Origin of the sequence: Blautia sp. An46, from assembly GCF_002161645.1 — a bacterium.
In the GTDB taxonomy this organism is placed as follows: domain Bacteria; phylum Bacillota; class Clostridia; order Lachnospirales; family Lachnospiraceae; genus Blautia; species Blautia ornithocaccae.
Genome location: NZ_NFIF01000006.1, coordinates 70588 through 86078, shown reverse-complemented (window position 1 = coordinate 86078; position 15491 = coordinate 70588). Strand labels below are relative to the sequence as shown.

At 50.5% G+C, this 15491-nt stretch carries 16 protein-coding genes and 1 pseudogene; all 17 read right to left on the bottom strand.

The features are described from left to right. Positions 1 to 54: 54 nt before the first annotated feature. The 17 genes and pseudogenes from B5G00_RS06600 to B5G00_RS06520 all read right to left on the bottom strand — a co-directional run bounded on the left by B5G00_RS06600 (position 55) and on the right by B5G00_RS06520 (position 15485). Entirely contained in the window at positions 55 to 1242 is a 1188-nt protein-coding gene (locus tag B5G00_RS06600; RefSeq protein ID WP_242971303.1) for a CD1107 family mobile element protein, read from the bottom strand. Further along, the gene (locus tag B5G00_RS06595; RefSeq protein WP_087270362.1) at positions 1232 to 1480 is read right to left on the bottom strand and encodes a DUF4315 family protein; all 249 of its coding nucleotides are present in this window, start codon (positions 1478 to 1480) and stop codon (positions 1232 to 1234) included. The genes B5G00_RS06600 and B5G00_RS06595 overlap by 11 nt, the downstream gene beginning before the upstream one ends. Positions 1481 to 1502: 22 nt before the next feature. After that, positions 1503 to 3263, bottom strand: coding sequence for a C40 family peptidase (locus B5G00_RS06590; protein ID WP_087270359.1), 1761 nt, complete (start codon positions 3261 to 3263; stop codon positions 1503 to 1505). Positions 3264 to 3289: 26 nt separating this feature from the next. After that, complete coding sequence (locus tag B5G00_RS06585) at positions 3290 to 5683, bottom strand: VirB4-like conjugal transfer ATPase, CD1110 family (protein ID WP_087270357.1); 2394 nt, start codon at positions 5681 to 5683, stop codon at positions 3290 to 3292. Next, entirely contained in the window at positions 5619 to 6080 is a 462-nt protein-coding gene (locus tag B5G00_RS06580; RefSeq protein ID WP_442856320.1) for a PrgI family protein, read from the bottom strand. The genes B5G00_RS06585 and B5G00_RS06580 overlap by 65 nt, the downstream gene beginning before the upstream one ends. Positions 6081 to 6089: 9 nt before the next feature. Next, positions 6090 to 6365: pseudogene (locus B5G00_RS06575) on the bottom strand (VirB6/TrbL-like conjugal transfer protein, CD1112 family); the annotation flags it as partial. A 102-nt stretch (positions 6366 to 6467) separates the two neighbouring features. Continuing rightward, positions 6468 to 8300, bottom strand: a complete 1833-nt coding sequence (locus B5G00_RS06570) for a reverse transcriptase/maturase family protein (protein WP_042958109.1) — start codon at positions 8298 to 8300, stop codon at positions 6468 to 6470. A gap of 575 nt (positions 8301 to 8875) precedes the next feature. Then, entirely contained in the window at positions 8876 to 9544 is a 669-nt protein-coding gene (locus B5G00_RS06565; protein ID WP_087270351.1) for a VirB6/TrbL-like conjugal transfer protein, CD1112 family, read from the bottom strand. A gap of 17 nt (positions 9545 to 9561) precedes the next feature. After that, complete coding sequence (locus B5G00_RS06560) at positions 9562 to 9777, bottom strand: Maff2 family mobile element protein (RefSeq protein WP_022347027.1); 216 nt, start codon at positions 9775 to 9777, stop codon at positions 9562 to 9564. A gap of 210 nt (positions 9778 to 9987) precedes the next feature. Further along, positions 9988 to 10203 (bottom strand): Maff2 family mobile element protein, encoded by a 216-nt coding sequence (locus B5G00_RS06555; RefSeq protein ID WP_087270348.1) that lies wholly within the window; start codon positions 10201 to 10203, stop codon positions 9988 to 9990. A 228-nt stretch (positions 10204 to 10431) separates the two neighbouring features. Further along, the gene (locus tag B5G00_RS06550; protein ID WP_087270345.1) at positions 10432 to 10926 is read right to left on the bottom strand and encodes a hypothetical protein; all 495 of its coding nucleotides are present in this window, start codon (positions 10924 to 10926) and stop codon (positions 10432 to 10434) included. 10 nt (positions 10927 to 10936) lie between these two features. Next, the gene (locus tag B5G00_RS06545) at positions 10937 to 12682 is read right to left on the bottom strand and encodes a VirD4-like conjugal transfer protein, CD1115 family (protein ID WP_087270342.1); all 1746 of its coding nucleotides are present in this window, start codon (positions 12680 to 12682) and stop codon (positions 10937 to 10939) included. 40 nt (positions 12683 to 12722) lie between these two features. Beyond that, on the bottom strand, positions 12723 to 13766 hold the full coding sequence (locus tag B5G00_RS06540) for a DUF5688 family protein (protein WP_087270339.1): 1044 nt from the start codon (positions 13764 to 13766) through the stop codon (positions 12723 to 12725). A 10-nt stretch (positions 13767 to 13776) separates the two neighbouring features. Then, on the bottom strand, positions 13777 to 14250 hold the full coding sequence (locus tag B5G00_RS06535) for a PcfB family protein (protein ID WP_087270336.1): 474 nt from the start codon (positions 14248 to 14250) through the stop codon (positions 13777 to 13779). Between the two features lie 3 nt (positions 14251 to 14253). After that, positions 14254 to 14799, bottom strand: a complete 546-nt coding sequence (locus tag B5G00_RS06530) for an MT-A70 family methyltransferase (protein WP_242971309.1) — start codon at positions 14797 to 14799, stop codon at positions 14254 to 14256. Between the two features lie 22 nt (positions 14800 to 14821). Next, entirely contained in the window at positions 14822 to 15127 is a 306-nt protein-coding gene (locus tag B5G00_RS06525) for a DUF5720 family protein (RefSeq protein ID WP_022347021.1), read from the bottom strand. 1 nt (position 15128) lies between these two features. After that, complete coding sequence (locus B5G00_RS06520) at positions 15129 to 15485, bottom strand: DUF7768 domain-containing protein (protein ID WP_022347020.1); 357 nt, start codon at positions 15483 to 15485, stop codon at positions 15129 to 15131. Between the last annotated feature and the right edge of the window lie 6 nt (positions 15486 to 15491).

Here is a 15491-nt window from a genome sequence, read left to right as displayed (position 1 = left end):
AAAGTATGATCCGCTGCCTTATGTAGGGCAGCTTAAAGCCGCCCTCAAACTTCATCACATCAGCTCATCATCCTCCGGAGCTTCTGCATCCCCGGACTCTTCCTCTTCTTCCTCCTCAGAGAATTCCCCTTCGTCATCTTCCGGGAAGCCATATTCATCCAAATCTTCCTCATAGTCTGCGTCAGGATCAGGTTTTGCCTGTTCCTTTTTCTTTCCCTTCAGCTTCATCCAGCCATAGGCCGCACCGCCGCCGAGCAACGCCAGGGACAGCAGTGCCACAGGCAGGAGATTCACAGATTTTTTTGTTTCTGCTTCCATATTCACATCCTCCGTTTCTGGACTTTCTTCCTCTGGCTCAGGTGTTTCAGGAATCGGAGTCTCTTCTGGCTCTTCCGGCGTCTGATACTGCGCTGCCTCCTCTTCATCCATCAGCGACAGCAGATCCGCCTCGTCCACCTGGTTCAGGAAGTGTACCGTTTCGTTCCCCTCATCGTCCCGGTCAATAATCAGATAAAAGTAGTTCCCGTTCTTCGTGACCAAAGTGATGAACTGCTTCCCCGTTTTTGTGATGCCGCCCAGGTCGTCTACCAGCGTCAGATTTCCGTCCGGCGTAAAAGCATTGCCGTCTGTCTGATTCAGGTTGAAAACACCGCTCATAAACAGCTCCATCAGCTGGGACAATTCTTCCTCACTGAATGACAGAGTAAAATCACCGTCGATTTCTCCATCTGCCTGAATGGTCAGGTAACTGCCATACACATAGCCGACTCTCTCTGGCAGAAGAATCTCGGCCCAGTCGCCATTTCTGCCGAGTACCTCCACTTCGGTGCCGTTCGGCAGCTGGGCGAAAGCAGTGTTTTCCATTCCCGCGCCAGTGCGGACGTTCAGCTCTCCGCCATTGGTTGTGACAATCCCCACCTGGGAGCTTTTCGTTCCTTCCCCGGTAGAATCATCCTGGCTTTCCTTCGCTAATTCTCCGCCACCAATCACAATGCCGTCTTCTGTCACCGTGATCTCCAAAGAGTCTCCTAAAAGATTCTTCAGAGTTTCTTCGTCAATGTCCCTTTCGCCAGCGACCGTTTCCGCTTCCTCGACAGTCTCTTCGGTTTCCGATACAGACGAATCCTCCGTCTCCACCAACTCTTTTGTCTCTGTCCCGGCGGCAAGAACCGTAACCGGAAATACGGTCATACACAAAGCTGCCGCTAGAAATGCCGCCGTCATCCGCATTTTACTCGTCATACTGTCCATCCTCCTTCACTTCCTCAGCCATTACCTGCGGCATGAACGCTGCAGACTTTCGGATCAGCTCTGCAAGCTGTTCCGGAGTCAGGTTGGCCGCATGAACCATTTCATGGATCTCGGTATTTTCCTCTTCCCGGTACCGCCGCTCCAGGTCTTTGACCTTCGCATCCCATTCCGCCCGTTTCTTCCGAGCTTTTTCCAGATCAGTACCGATCTTTTCAAGTTTTACCCCCATTATTTCTCCTTTCCCGGCAGAATCAGCGGATTCTGCCATAACAATAAAAGTGAGACTGCCAGTAATTTGTTTCTATTGAGGCATAGGAAATCGGATTTCCGCAGTGGATCATCATTCCGTTTCCAACATAAATACCCACATGGGAAGCCCCCGCCGTATCATAGGTTCCCTGGAAAAAGATCAGATCGCCCGGCTGCGCCTCGCTGGCGCGAATAATATCACAGCTGCTCATCAGCCCATTCGCTGTTGTCCTCCCCACATTCCAGCCATTCCCGCAGTTGTTGATAACCCAGCAGACAAAACCGGAACAGTCAAAGCTGGTGGCAGGGGAACTTCCTCCCCAGACATAAGGCATTCCCAGATAATTTTCCGCTTCCCGGATCATATTGGCAAACTTTTCATCTGTCAGGGCCTCTCCCGGAATATCATAGTCCAGATATTCCCCGGATGAGTTGGCGTAAATGTCATCGCCGAACAGGTAAGGACGGTTTCCCTTCGTCTGCAGGAGAATCTCATACCGTTCCTGCTGATCCGCACTAAGCCCGCCTGCTTCTATGGCCGATCCAAGGCTGTGATTGGTCAGTGTCACATGGAGAATATAGTAGTTGTATTCCACCTCTACCTCATATTCTTCCTCCGTAGTTTCCCCTGTCTCCGGATCTGTGGAAGTGTGGGTGTGTGTCTCAGTGCGTGTCCGGACTTCCACTTCCTCCCTCAGTGTCAGCGTGTACTGCCTCTGGAACAACTCCCGCAGGGCAGACTGCACCTCTGCTCTGGTATAGTCCTCAAAGGTTACGGTCAGATAAGCCGTCAGTTCGTAAGGATTGTGGTTAATCTCATCCAACTGATAGCGGTATTCGTCATATCCGGGATGGTCTGTTTCAATCCGGTCAAGCTGTCTTCGCAGTTCTTCCTCCAATGCCCTGTAATCCTCATTCGCGCCGATAATATCCTCGTCCTCCGCTGTGAAGGAAGTTCCCAGAATTGATACCGAACCTCCCTCCAGCATGGCTGAGCAGGAAGAGAACATCCCGGAAATCATCATGAGCAGGAACGCAAAAATCAGCACCAGCCATAAGGCATGGGAGTGCTGAACCGCAAATTCTTTGAGCCGTTCCAATAACGTCCCGGCTCCTTTGGTGGCTTTCTTCGTCCCCTTTGCAGTACCGCCCGCTGATTTTGCCCCGGTTGCTGTGCTGCCGGCAGACTTTGTCGCCGCGTACTGCTTTTTGATCTCCTGACGCTGTTTCCAGCGGGAGAGGGGATTAGACGCAGCTTCCGGATTGTCCGCCATGCTTTTCTGAAATAATGCTTCCACATTGGCTTTATCCGCCTTCTTTTCCAGCCTGACCGCCTTCCGGTAGTTTTTCAACTTCCGGCTGTAGCTGGCGTGATCAATAGCCCGCCCTGTCCCCTCCATAAACGCTTCACTCTGGTGAGCGGCCTGTACGCCTGCATTGTCATTCTCATGTTCCGCGATCTCACGGTGTGCCCGCGCACTGAGCATTCCGGCAGCCGCATGGAGGGCAGAGCGGCCTGTGGTCCTTCCCGGTGAGACAATCTCTTCCCCGGCACCTGAAAAATCCTTCTTTCCAAAACGGAGCTGTTCTCCATAGAAAGCTGTCTTTTCCTTCTCGTCCCTCAGCTTGCCTTTGGTGGGAAGACGGGCTTTCGCCGCGTCCGCCCTGTCAGCCGCCCGTTCCGCTTTCCCTGCAGCGCGGGAAACGGCTGCATTCTCCAAGTCTTCCCCGGAAAAATGTAGCCGCGTAGTTTCTTTTTTCATCCGCTCCTTCCTCCTTTCCAGCCGCTCTATGCCTGCTTTCTGTCATTTCCGGATACCTCGGACAATTTGGTGGTCATGATCCGGTACAGTTCCAGGTCTGTGGGGAACCGATCCACAAAGGGCAGAATCACATTTCCATAAAACAGCAGTCCTTCCCCTTCGCCGGAATGGGTTACATAGGAAAGCTGGTGGGGCGAGATGTTCAGCTGCTTCGCCAGAATCGCCCGGTCTCCGGCAGCCTGATTCAGCATATAGATGAAATCACTGTTCTCAAAAATATTCTCCACCTCCCGGCTTGCCAGGAGATCCTTAATATTCTGAGTGATACCTGTGGGAATGCCGCCCCATTTCCGGAACCGCTTCCAGATTTCCACCGAATATGCCGCTGTCTGCTCCTCCCGGAGAAGGAGGTGGAATTCGTCCATATAATACCAGGTAGTTTTCCCGGCGCTCCGGTTGGCAGTGACACGCCCCCAGACCTGATCGTGTACCACAAGCATCCCGATTTTCTTCATCTGCTTTCCCAGCTCCTTAATGTCATAGCAGACCAGACGGTTTTCAATGTCCACATTTGTCCGGTGATTGAACAGGTTCAGAGAACCTGTGACATAGATTTCAAGGGCAGTCGCCACATGATGAGCTTCCTTTTCCTCCTGCTTCAGAAGCGCTTCATACAAATCCTGAAGAATCGGCATATTTTCCGGTCTGGGATCGTTGAAATACTTCTGATAAATCTGATGGACGCAGCGGTCAATAACCGTCTTTTCCACAGGCTGGAGGCCGTCCTTTCCGCCCACCACAAGCTCGCACAGGGAAAGAATAAAATCCGCTTTCAGGGCGATGGGATTGTCCTCTTCTGAGTAGTTGGAATTGATATCCATGGGATTGATATACTGGCTGCTGGAAGGTGAAATTTTAATCACCTGCCCCTTCAGCTTTGTCACCAGTGCGGTATATTCCGACTCGGGATCGCAGATAATCACATCATCGTCCGTTACCAGAAAGGCATTGGTGATCTCGCGCTTCGCTGAAAAGCTCTTGCCGGAGCCGGGCGTTCCGAGAATCAGGCCGTTGGGATTTTTCAGTTTCTTCCGATCCACCATAATCAGGTTGTTGGAGAGGGCGTTCAGCCCATAATACAAGGCTCCCGGCTCGTCCTGAAACAGCTCCTGCGTGGTAAAGGGTACAAAGATCGCCGTGGAGCTGGTGGTCAGCGCCCGCTGAATCTCGATCAGGTTCTGAGCAAGGGGCAGGCTGCTCATCAGGCCCTGCTCCTGCTGGTAATCCAGCCGCCGCAGGTTGCAGTTATGCTTCTGTGCGATGCTCTGTGCCTGGAATACGTTGTTCTCCAGCTCCTGCTCAGTGCGTCCCGTGTTCATCACGAGGAAGGTAATCAGGAACATCCGCTCGTTCTGGCTCTGCAGCTCCTTCAGAAGCGCTTTTGCGTCCTTGCCATAAGTGGCCAGATCGCTGGGAATGATGTCGATATCATATCCGGCCCGGACAGCCTTTTTCTGCTCCTCGATTTTGGAACGGTCAAGCTCCGTAATAGTGTGCTTAACTGTCTTAATCGCCGCCGTCTGATCCACCGACTGCAGGTGCATGGAGACAATCAGGCTGGAATCCATGTTCAGGAAATCCGCCAGCATCCGGTCAGAAATGTCGGAGGCTGTTATGGCAAGAAACGACATGGCCCCGTACAGATTCCCCATCTGGAAAATCCGTCCTTTGGGGAAAGCAAAGGAAGAGGGCGCAATAAAATCCTTCACGGACAGACCGGATTCCACCAGCCATTTCCACTCAAAGAAGAATTTGTCATCGTCCCCCATGTGGAACATGGAATGCATCAGGTGCAGCCGTTCCTTTCCATCCAGTACCCTGGCAGAAGCGCCCAGACGCCGGAAATTGTTTAACAGGTCCGTCTCCACATGATCCAGCCTGGGCTTTGCCTGCTTCATGGAATCCGCCTCGATCCCAAAAGTCAAAAACTTCGTTTTGGTCAGGCCGTTATTGCCTCGTGCCAGCTGCTGTCTGAGCATCTGGCTGTACTCGGAGCGGACCGGATTAAATTCGTCCTTCCGGAAGGGAATCCGGATCGATTGTTCAAAGCTTTCCGCATCCGTCGCCATATTCATAAAGGAAAGTTCGAAGTGGATGGAACTGTCGAAAAAGTTCAAAAATCCACACCACTCTTCAAAAATCGCCGTTTTATCCTCCTGCTGGGCCAGCTGGTAGTTGATATCCTGAAACTGGATTGTCTTTGTGTAGTAGTTGTCCCTTACCCGGCAGATTCCGTCCGGGAACATCCGCTGAAACGGGATGGACTGCTGTGCGGTACGGGGGACGCCATTATCCCTACGCGCCGCTTCCACAACTGCTTTTACCTGCTTCTGCTCCTTTGGAGTCAGATGAGGCGGCATTTTCACATCGCGCTTCACTTTCTTTTTTCCAAACAATCTGCTGTACCTCCCTCTCAACCTGATACTGCCGCAAAAGAGCGGAATAGTAGTTATCTGTCTCATAGGGCCGTATTCTCGGCCTGATCATGCGTGCCTCGATGAAATGCTTCGCAATCACCTCCAGAGGCTGACCATCCCGCTCATACATGGCGAGAAAGAACAGCGGCAGCATGATCACAATCATGCACATGGCCGCAAGGCTGGTATTTCCCGTCTGCCGGAGCAGAAAGAAAGACGGCACTCCAATCAGCGCCGCCACGCCAAAGCAAATGAGCTGACGCCTGGTCAGCCCAAACAGGATTTTCGATTTCACCCGCGTCAAATCACGCGGAACCGATACATAAGCTGCTATTTTCATCACCTCTTTCTAATGCGCATTGAACACGCTGCGGGCGATTGCCCCGGTTTTAAACAGGGTAAACACCAGAAGGACCGTATAGCCCATGGCTCCCCAGATGGAGGAAATGATATTGTCGGAAAAAGCTATCGACTGGATCAGTACCGCATAAATTCCCACACAGATCATAATGAGGAATCCCTGAAATCCCAGCGCCAAAAGGGAGCGCAGATAATTCTGGCCAATCTGGCTCTGCTCCCGATTTCCAAAGGTGGCGAAGGGAATCGGCGCAAGGCTGGTCAGGAGTAGGGTAAGAACCCGGCGCCTTGCCATATTGCTATGGTAGGTTTCCGAGAACTCCCCTCCGAACCGGACTTACACCTCTCAGCGTATCCGGCTCTCCAGATGTCAGTCTAATTTCCCAGCGTGTAACTTATCGTGACAGTAGACGCAGAGTGCCATTGTCTTGCGCTTACGCCCAATCATGGCGATTTCCCATTGTTTTCTGCCACTTAAATCTTTGAGTTTTCGTACATGGTGTATTTCAAGCGGCACATTTTCTGCGCCGCACCACTCGCATTGGTTCGCTTGCAGTCTTTTAATCAGGCTGTTGCGTCCATAATTCTCAACGGCTCGTGCTACTATATCGGGATTTCCGCTTTCTACTTTGGTATTCCGGCGGAAACCGTCATTGTAGAACAGCACTTTTCCCACCTTGCCGTTTTTCTTCGGATACTCCACAACAAAATCTTTCCCTTGACGGTACTTGCGGATAATTCTGCTGATTCGTGTCCGATATTTTCCAGCAAAGGTTTTGAGCATACTGTATCTCATTACATAGTAGAAGTTATTGAGTACAGACACGTTGTTTGCAAGTCGGTAGTAGTTATACAATCCACGGATTTCTGCGTTGTATTGGTTTAGGATTTCCAAATCGTCCAAGTGCAACAGGCGAGTGCGCCGGACAGGTTCCCAAACCTCTTTGTTTCCATTTTGTTTGTCGTATTTAATCTTGAGGGCATTGTAGGAGAACAGTCGTTTTACCCACTTATCATGGGGAACATAAAGTAAGACTTTTCCATTGTTTACCCGTCTGGTAGCCCCGGTTTTGGTCTTTTTGTTGTGTTCGCCTTTGGCGATTGTGACCTCATATCCCAAGAACTTCGCAGCGTCGTGTCCATGAGTAATCAATGTCTTTTCCTCGGACATTTCCAGATGGAGTTTGTCCCGGATAAAGCAGCCTACATCTTGTTTAATCTGTTCTGCGTCCTCTTTGCTGCCGATAACTCCAATTAAGAAATCATCGGCATATCGGATATAGCAAATCCGTTTATAGCTATCGTCCATCTGGTCGCTATACGGCATAGATTTCAGACTACGCCGCAGTTCCCGGATTTCTGCAATTAAGCCCTCTTTTTCTTCCTCGCTCATTTTAGAGAGATTTCTTTTAAGCCTTTGTTCTTTCCCCCGGCAGACATCCAGCTTCTTCTTGAACGCAGGATTGATTTTACGGCGGTTTCCGCAGTTGAATTTCTCTGCATACTCTGCCATATAGCTATCCAGTTCGTTCATGTAGATGTTTGCAAGGATAGGGCTGATGATGGAGCCTTGCGGAGTGCCGGAATAAGTATTGTGATAATTCCAATCCTCCATATATCCAGCTTTCAAGAACTTCCAGAGCAGACCGATGAAATGTTCATCTGCAATCCGCTTTCGCAAAATAGCAATCAACACATGATGGTCTACGTTGTCAAAACAGCCCTTTATATCTCCCTCAACGAACCACTTTGTCCCCGTAAAATATTTCTGCACATATTTGAGTGCCGTATGACAGCTTCTGTTTATACGGAAACCGTGGGAATAGTCGCTAAAGGTTGGCTCATAAATACTCTCTAAGATGAGCCGCACCACCTCCTGTATCAGTTTATCGTCGAATGACGGTATCCCCAGAGGACGCATTTTCCCATTGGATTTCGGGATATACGTTCTCCTTGCCGGGTTAGGCTGATAACTAAAATCCCGCATCTTTTCAATGAGGGCGTTTATCCTTGCCATTCCCATTCCGTCAATGGTTTTGCCGTCTGTTCCGGCTGTCATGTTGCCTGGTTTCGCCTGTATCCGCTGATATGCCAGCAGATAGAATTGTGGATTGTACAGGTTGCGGTATAACCGCTCGTACTTGTAACTCTTGTTACACGCCTTGGATTTTAGGCTTTCCAACACATTTTCAGGACTTCTCATAATGCCTCACGCACCTTTCCTTTTTATGAATTGGTTGACATCCTGCCTCCCTTCGCCATGTAGACGGCTTTCCCGCCCTCGGACTACTACGGAGGCTCCGTTGCCATGCCGGATATTCAGCGTCATCTTTCTTGGGTTTTTACCCCTTGAAATTTATCGCCTTGCGGCATTACGCATAGCCGGATAGTTCCGGCGTTCCGGTTTAGGCAATCTCCAGTTAGACACTTTGGGAAAAGCGTATTGTGATGTCGGTAGTGGGTTTTCGTCCTTTTCCGCTTACTGCGGCTGGCTGTCATAAGTATCGTGCGGTCTGTGTTTACCTGTCACATTCCGCTATGACATACGGCGAATACAACCATCCTGCGCCGTCGGGTCGAGTATCCCGCCTCGGACTGCCCTTAAAGCAGTTTAGCCTTGCTCCTCATTCACAATGTTGCGTCTTGCCGCTCAGTCGTGGGTAGATGGTTTTCCCAACTTGCGATTTTTCCGATACGCTATTGTCCCCCTTGTGGTTTCCCTCCGAGGTAAATCGGATGACGCTAAAGTGACGCTTTTCACGTCTTTGATACTTTTCTTTACCGGCTTGCTAAAGCCGGGTTCCCAAAATGCCCGCACACCGCCTTTGGATGAAAAGCGGCGCTTCTGGACGCGCGATAAATTTCCACCATTCTTCCATACACGATGATAAATATTACAATGGAGAGGGCGTACATGGTAATCTGTACGATAATGGACTGCAGAAACACCCCCAATAGCGGCCCGATATCCATTCCCCTCAAAGTTTCCTCCATAGCTTCCAGGGTAGAGGCATCCACCGCCGTCCCTGCTGATATAATGCCTGAGCTGGCATTCACCACGTTCTGCGCCACGTCAAAGACCGCCATCACAATGTTGAACGTATTAGTGATCAGCGTGACCGCCACAAAGGTCTTAAAAATCCATTTAAAAAATATCCAGGTCTCAAAATTTGCCAAATTATTGTGGTCAATAATCAGTTGGATCAGTTCATAACAGGCGATAAAGGTGAGAATCAGGCCCGCAATCGGGATGATGACGCTTTCAGAGATGTTGCGGATCATGGAGTAGACGCCCGGCGAAAAATTCGCCGGAGTCGTCCCCACATCGCCCGCAATTTCAGCCACCTGCTGGTTGACCGCGTCAAACATCCCGGACAGGTTCGACATAATCCCACCGACCAGCATTTCCTTAATCCATTCCTGAATCGCTGAAATAATGCTGTCCACGGGCAGTTACCTCCTTCTTAGCCAAACAGACCGGAAAGCAGCGGCACAAGGGTCAGACCGATCAGTGCAACCCCTCCTCCGGCCATTAACTGTTTCATACCCTGCGACTTGGCCCCCGGGTTGTCATTACCGTAACCTTCCAGCAGGTTGATGGCTCCCCAGATTCCAAGGCCCGCGCCAAGGGCAATAACGAGTGTCTGCAGTACATCAATAGCACTGTTGAAAAAATCCATAGGGCAGTTCCTCCTTTAAAAATGAGATAGTAGTTTCTTTGCGTATTTCTCTCTGCCTGCGCACCTGCATATCGAGAAAACCCGCATAAAATCAGCCTTTCAGAGGTGATCAGTCTGCTGAACGGCTACGTACCCGCCTGCCCTTCACGCGGTCTATGTAGGCGGCTTTCGCCGCCACTTGGCATGAACATAGTCATGCCCTAGGATTGCTCATCCGAACAGTCCGGACAGAAGCGGCACCAGAGTTATCCCGATCAGAGCAACTCCTCCTCCGGCCATTAACTGCTTCATACCCTGCGACTTGGCCCCCGGATTATCATTCCCGTAACCTTCCAGCAGGTTAATCGCGCCCCAGATCCCAAGACCTGCCCCCAGGGCAACTACAAGGGTCTGAAGCACCTCAATCGCACTGTTAAAAAAATCCATACACATTCCTCCGTTTTCTCTGCGCTCAGAAATTCAGAGCGGTACTTTAATTTAGGTTTCTTATTGCATCCGGCGGCAGATTTCCGGAAACCCTCTTTTCCCTGCCTGCCGCAGCCTGGCTGTTTCTCTGCCTGCCGCCGAAGTTTTTCGTAAAAAGAAAGCAGCCTGCGGTTCCGGTTTCCCGGCAGGCTGCCCAAAATGATTGGATATTGATTCAGTTTTACGATTTTATCTGGCAGTTTCTTTAGACGGTGCAGTCTTTGCGGGCGAGGGTTTTTCCCTCATTCCAGTATCCGCCTTCTTTTCCTCCAGCGCTGACCGCACCGATTCTCGGTTTCTTTCCTTATATGATTCCATCAGGGTCTTCAGCTCCTGATTGGACACAGTTCTGGATTCGGTTCCCCAGATACTTTTCCCGCTTTCATCCCGGCCCTTGTACTCCGGACGGGAAACCTTTGTTGTCCCGTCAGCTGGGAGCTTCATCCATACCCCCGCTCCATACTGATTCTCGTGAACCATTTTCGGCGATACCACAAAGGACTCCCATGGCCGATGGTCTCTGGCATCTCTGTTGGGGATTTTGATTTCCACCAGCTCTTTTCCGGCCTTTGAGATAAACGGTTCACCTACCAGTCCTTTGCCAAACTTTATCGTCACTTCCTCCCGCTTTGGGGAATCTTCCGGGACTGCCGGCTGTCCCTGCACACTCTTTTCTCCTTTCATCTCGACCTCCTTATACCTCAGTTACTTCATATTCGTCGTTTGCTCTCAGCTTCAGGCGATGCTCCAGAAACTTTTCAATGTCAAAAGTATTCTTCTTGTCATAATCAGACGTGTACTTATAGTTGGGATGCTGGGTCAAATCATATTTGTCTGAAAGGAAGGGGCGGACGCCGCGTAGCTGAAGAATACACTTGCCTCCATCCAGCACTGCCAGCTCATCGATTGTAGCAAGATCTTTCCCCAGCTTTTGATAATTTAGTGAGTGGGATGTCTCCCGGCCCCGGCTTTCTCCGGTGTTAAACGTGTCTATGGTTTCCTTACCCAGCGCCTGATTCAGCTCTTTGAGCGTAGTCGGCTCCGAACCGCCCAGGAAGATCTGCGAGTCCATATTTCCAATGATCGTATCCGCATTGTCCTTATAAATGGCTTTCAGCTGGCTCCTGGCCTGCAGGACAAGGCAGGCGGAGATCTCCCTACTTCGGATCGTCGCTACCAGCTTTTCCAGATTAGGAATCTGTCCAATATTCGCCGCTTCATCAATCAGACATCGCACATGAACCGGAAGCCTGCCGCCGTACACGTCATCTGCCTTTTCGCACAGCAAATTGAATAGCTGTGTGTAGATCATGGAAATCAGGAAATTGAACGTGCTGTCCGTATCCGACATAATCAAAAACAGTGCTGTTTTCTGGTCACCCAGCGTATCCAGCTGCAGTTCATCGTATGCCGTGATCTCCCTCAGCTCCTGAATATCGAATGGCGCAAGCCTGGCTCCACAGGAAATCAGGATCGACTTAGCTGTTTTGCCCGCGGCTAATTTATATTTGGCATATTGACGGACTGCGAAGTGATTGGGATCCCGTTTTTTCAAATCCTCAAACATCATATCCACCGGATTCTGAAATTCTTCATCATCTTCCCGGACCTCCATGGCATTGATAAACTCAATCAGGGTGGCAAAATTCTGCTCTTCCTCCGGGGCTTCGTAATGGATATAGCCGATCAGCGCCGTGTACAGCAGCGTCTCGGCTTTCGTCCAGAATTCATCTCCGGATTTTCCGTCGCCTTTGGTATTCGCAATCAGAGTTGTTACCAGCTTCAAAATATCCTTCTCACTGTGAATATAGGCGAAAGGATTAAAATGCATAGATTTTTTAAAATTGATTGTGTTAAAAATCTTAATCCGATACCCATGCTTCAATAACGCAGTTCCGCATTCGCATACGATCTGGCCCTTTGGATCGGTGCAAACATACGAAGAATGGCACTGGAGCAGGTTCGGCTTCAGCCAAAACCTTGTTTTGCCTGAGCCGGAGCCGCCCACAATCAGGACATTCTTATTTCTGGCATTGGCCGGGTTTTTGGGACGGTTTGACATCATCAGCCGCTCCGTTTTCGTGAGGATGATATTATCCTCAAACTTCGGTGCTATAAAAGGAGCGATATCTGCCGCTGTTCCCCATCGCGCTGACCCGTACTCCACATTATGGCGATATTTCTTCGCGTTCTTTCCCCTCAGATATACGGCAAGCCGCAGAGCCGCCCCGCACATCAGCCCAATCAAAAGATCCAGCGGATGAAAGCTGGGAAGGGGATTCTGGAAAGCCGCTGGAAGAATCCCGAACAATGCCAGCAGTTTCTCGGAAATATCCGCCCCTTCCGCCAGCCTCCATGCTTCTCCAAAATTTGTGGCAATAAGCCCAAGAATCACATAGGGCAGATTCAAAATCAGCAGCTTTCTTGCTTTATCCGTCATGCTTCGCGCCCCTCCCATATCTTTATCATAAAATTCTCTCTCACAGAGCAGCCACATCCCGCCGGATAACCGCAGTATTTTTGTGAGGTCTTTCTGAACAATCTTTCTGATTGCTGCGAAGTGCGTCAAGAACGGAAGAGCGGGAAGATTCCCTTTCCTGTTCCTGATTCAGTTTCCGGCTCTCATATTTATCTGACCGCTCAAACAGTTTTTCTTTGCTGTCGTAATGATAAATATGATCGCTGAGCCTCTCCTCCGGAGCAACCTGTTCCACATTGACAGACTGCACTATTCCCTGCAGCTCCAGGGCAGAAACGTCAGGTGTATCCGGAATCAGAATTACTTCGTGAATCGAGGACGGCAAAACATAGAAGTCCCCACCCAGACGTTTTGCCGCTTCCTCCATAAATTCCGGATACGCAATCACTCCCGCGCCATGAATCCGTTCTTTATTGCTGGCCACATACATAGGCATCGCATCTTCTGGAATAATTTCTGCTCCCATCAGCTCATTCAGGATTTCCGCCATGGTTTTAATCTCAAAAGGATCGTGGGAGACTGCCGAGACAAAAGCATCCTGTTTCAACTGTTCTGCTGTAATTCCATAACGCTCCAGCATGGAATTTGTCACCAGCGCCGAAGCCATTCCCAGCTCTGTATCCTGAACGTGGAAACGGTAAACAATTTCCATATCCTCAATGGAATGGTGGGGAATTGTCCGCAACATTTCCTCATTCCCTTCCCGGCCTATCAGCTGAATCATGAGCTTATCTTTTACAGCTTCATAACTTCCAATGTCTTCTGCCGTAACAGCAGGACGAACCGCATAGGCCCCGATGGCCCTGTCTGCAATCTGCTCCACGATATTCTCGTAAGATATCCCATCATTGAACATCTGAAAATAGGGCTGTAAATCCATTGTCAGCCCGATTATGGAGCCATCCGGCGCAATGCTGAGTCCTTCATAGGAACGCCCCTGCAGTTTATCCACCTGCGTTGTGTCTACTGTGGCCCCTTCCAATACCCCGGAGAGCTGTTCCGGCAAATCCTTTTTTACCTGCTCCATAAATTCTCTGTAATCCATTCACTGCCTCCTACAAATCTCTCTCCAGCTTTTTCTGCCGAACCTTAGCAGGAATACCGGCTGCCAATTCTTTGAATCTGGAGAGCTGCTTCAATACGCTGGGCTTCTGGCTGCGGTTCATCTGTTTTGCAGAATACTCATTAAAAGCTGCGGTCAGGGCATCTGCGTCCCTGGCCTTGAAAAATACGAGATACTTTGGCGGAGAGACTGACCGATCCTTTTTGATAGCATAATCTACGCCATATTTCTTTGCTATGCGGTCGAAGTCCCGTATCCCGGTATTGGCGATATCAATGCTGGACACGCCCTGATTCTGCCCGATCAGCTTTTTTACCGTCTGCTTTCCATGTGGAGCCTCTTTTCCTGCCTTTACCTTTGCCCGATACTGCTGAAATTTTCGATAACCTGTCACCAACGCCCGCCATGTCAGTTTTGTGGTACTGATCATCAGATTGACTGTCCTGTTTTCCACTTCCTCCTGCAAATCTTATCCCTCCTTCAGCAGAGCGGTACTGTTTTCTACCTCATTCCCCCAGACATCCCAGCCCGGCGTCTGCTGGCGGGCAAACAGTTCAATCCGAGGCACATCGCCCATCAGCGCCACAATCTTCTCCCGTACTTCGTCCGGCTTTTTGCTGTGATGTTCCACCGGGCTGATAACCAGCTGATGGATTCCGGCGGACTGGCGTTTCGGATGACCCTTTGTGGCAAGCAGGCAGATTTCCGCATTACTGCGGGTCCAGAAGCCCAGCCCATAGAACCAAGTTAGGGCTTTCCGGTTCTGCTTCAGCCAGACAAAGGCAACTGTCTTATACACAAATCCCCATGCCTGGATCAGCCGGAGCGCTTCGGGAAGCTGCGGAAACGTAGCCCATAGAAAAAGCGCGCAGTCCCGGTCGGCGATCTCAGCCACCGGGAGCGCGCAGAGTTCCTCGATCCGCATAGTGGGATAATGCTTCTTTGCCGAGCCGGATAAACGGCACTGCTGATAATCCCATGGCGGATCTGCGTAGATTGCCTGATATTTCTGAATTGTCTTTCCTCCTTCCTGTCCGTCACCGCTCCTGCGATCTGGAATCATAATGCAGGTTTCCGGCGATTACTCTGGCATGACTCCGGATCTGGATATATCCCTGATCCTGAAACTCCTTTGCCTTCCCATAACCTGTGTCATTGAGGTACAGGCGCATCCGGTCGCCTTTGAAGCCCCAGGGCGAATCATCCGATTTCACATCAAAGATAATCATGTGCCGGGTGTCCTCAGCGAAGCGGTTCAGGTCCAGATACTCATGCCCTTTGTACTCCATAGCTCCTGCCCGGATGCGCATTTCCTCCATCATCTCGCCAATGGTTTTCCCCATCTCACACGCCCTCCCCGCCGTCTTTGCCTTTGCCGTCCACAGTCAGAATCCCTTCCAGCGTTGTGGCTGCAATCCGCAGATGCTTTGCCAGAGCGATGTCATTTTTCACTTCCTGTGTCGCGATATTCCCGCAGACCACCAGAATCCTGGAGCGGCGAAGCAGTTCAGCGGCCATGTCAGCCCGGTCTTTTGCCTCCTGCGGCACCTCCGGATGAAGAAAATAGGGCTGAAACAGAACCGGGCAGATGGGAGAGTATCCCGCTTCGTACACCTGACGGCAGTAACGGGCTGCATTCTCACGGTTATCAAAGTCTTTGCTGCCCCATGGAGCAGTGATATAGGCGAGCGGTCTCTTCATTTTCAT

Bases quoted from the DNA above. Each gene is read 5' to 3' on its own strand.
- B5G00_RS06600 (WP_242971303.1), bottom strand. From the start codon at position 1,242: ATGACGAGTAAAATGCGGATGACGGCGGCATTTCTAGCGGCAGCTTTG.
- B5G00_RS06595 (WP_087270362.1), bottom strand. From the start codon at position 1,480: ATGGGGGTAAAACTTGAAAAGATCGGTACTGATCTGGAAAAAGCTCGG.
- B5G00_RS06590 (WP_087270359.1), bottom strand. From the start codon at position 3,263: ATGAAAAAAGAAACTACGCGGCTACATTTTTCCGGGGAAGACTTGGAG.
- B5G00_RS06585 (WP_087270357.1), bottom strand. From the start codon at position 5,683: ATGCCGCCTCATCTGACTCCAAAGGAGCAGAAGCAGGTAAAAGCAGTT.
- B5G00_RS06580 (WP_442856320.1), bottom strand. From the start codon at position 6,080: ATGAAAATAGCAGCTTATGTATCGGTTCCGCGTGATTTGACGCGGGTG.
- B5G00_RS06570 (WP_042958109.1), bottom strand. From the start codon at position 8,300: ATGAGAAGTCCTGAAAATGTGTTGGAAAGCCTAAAATCCAAGGCGTGT.
- B5G00_RS06560 (WP_022347027.1), bottom strand. From the start codon at position 9,777: ATGGATTTTTTCAACAGTGCTATTGATGTACTGCAGACACTCGTTATT.
- B5G00_RS06555 (WP_087270348.1), bottom strand. From the start codon at position 10,203: ATGGATTTTTTTAACAGTGCGATTGAGGTGCTTCAGACCCTTGTAGTT.
- B5G00_RS06550 (WP_087270345.1), bottom strand. From the start codon at position 10,926: ATGAAAGGAGAAAAGAGTGTGCAGGGACAGCCGGCAGTCCCGGAAGAT.
- B5G00_RS06545 (WP_087270342.1), bottom strand. From the start codon at position 12,682: ATGACGGATAAAGCAAGAAAGCTGCTGATTTTGAATCTGCCCTATGTG.
- B5G00_RS06540 (WP_087270339.1), bottom strand. From the start codon at position 13,766: ATGGATTACAGAGAATTTATGGAGCAGGTAAAAAAGGATTTGCCGGAA.
- B5G00_RS06525 (WP_022347021.1), bottom strand. From the start codon at position 15,127: ATGGGGAAAACCATTGGCGAGATGATGGAGGAAATGCGCATCCGGGCA.
- B5G00_RS06520 (WP_022347020.1), bottom strand. From the start codon at position 15,485: ATGAAGAGACCGCTCGCCTATATCACTGCTCCATGGGGCAGCAAAGAC.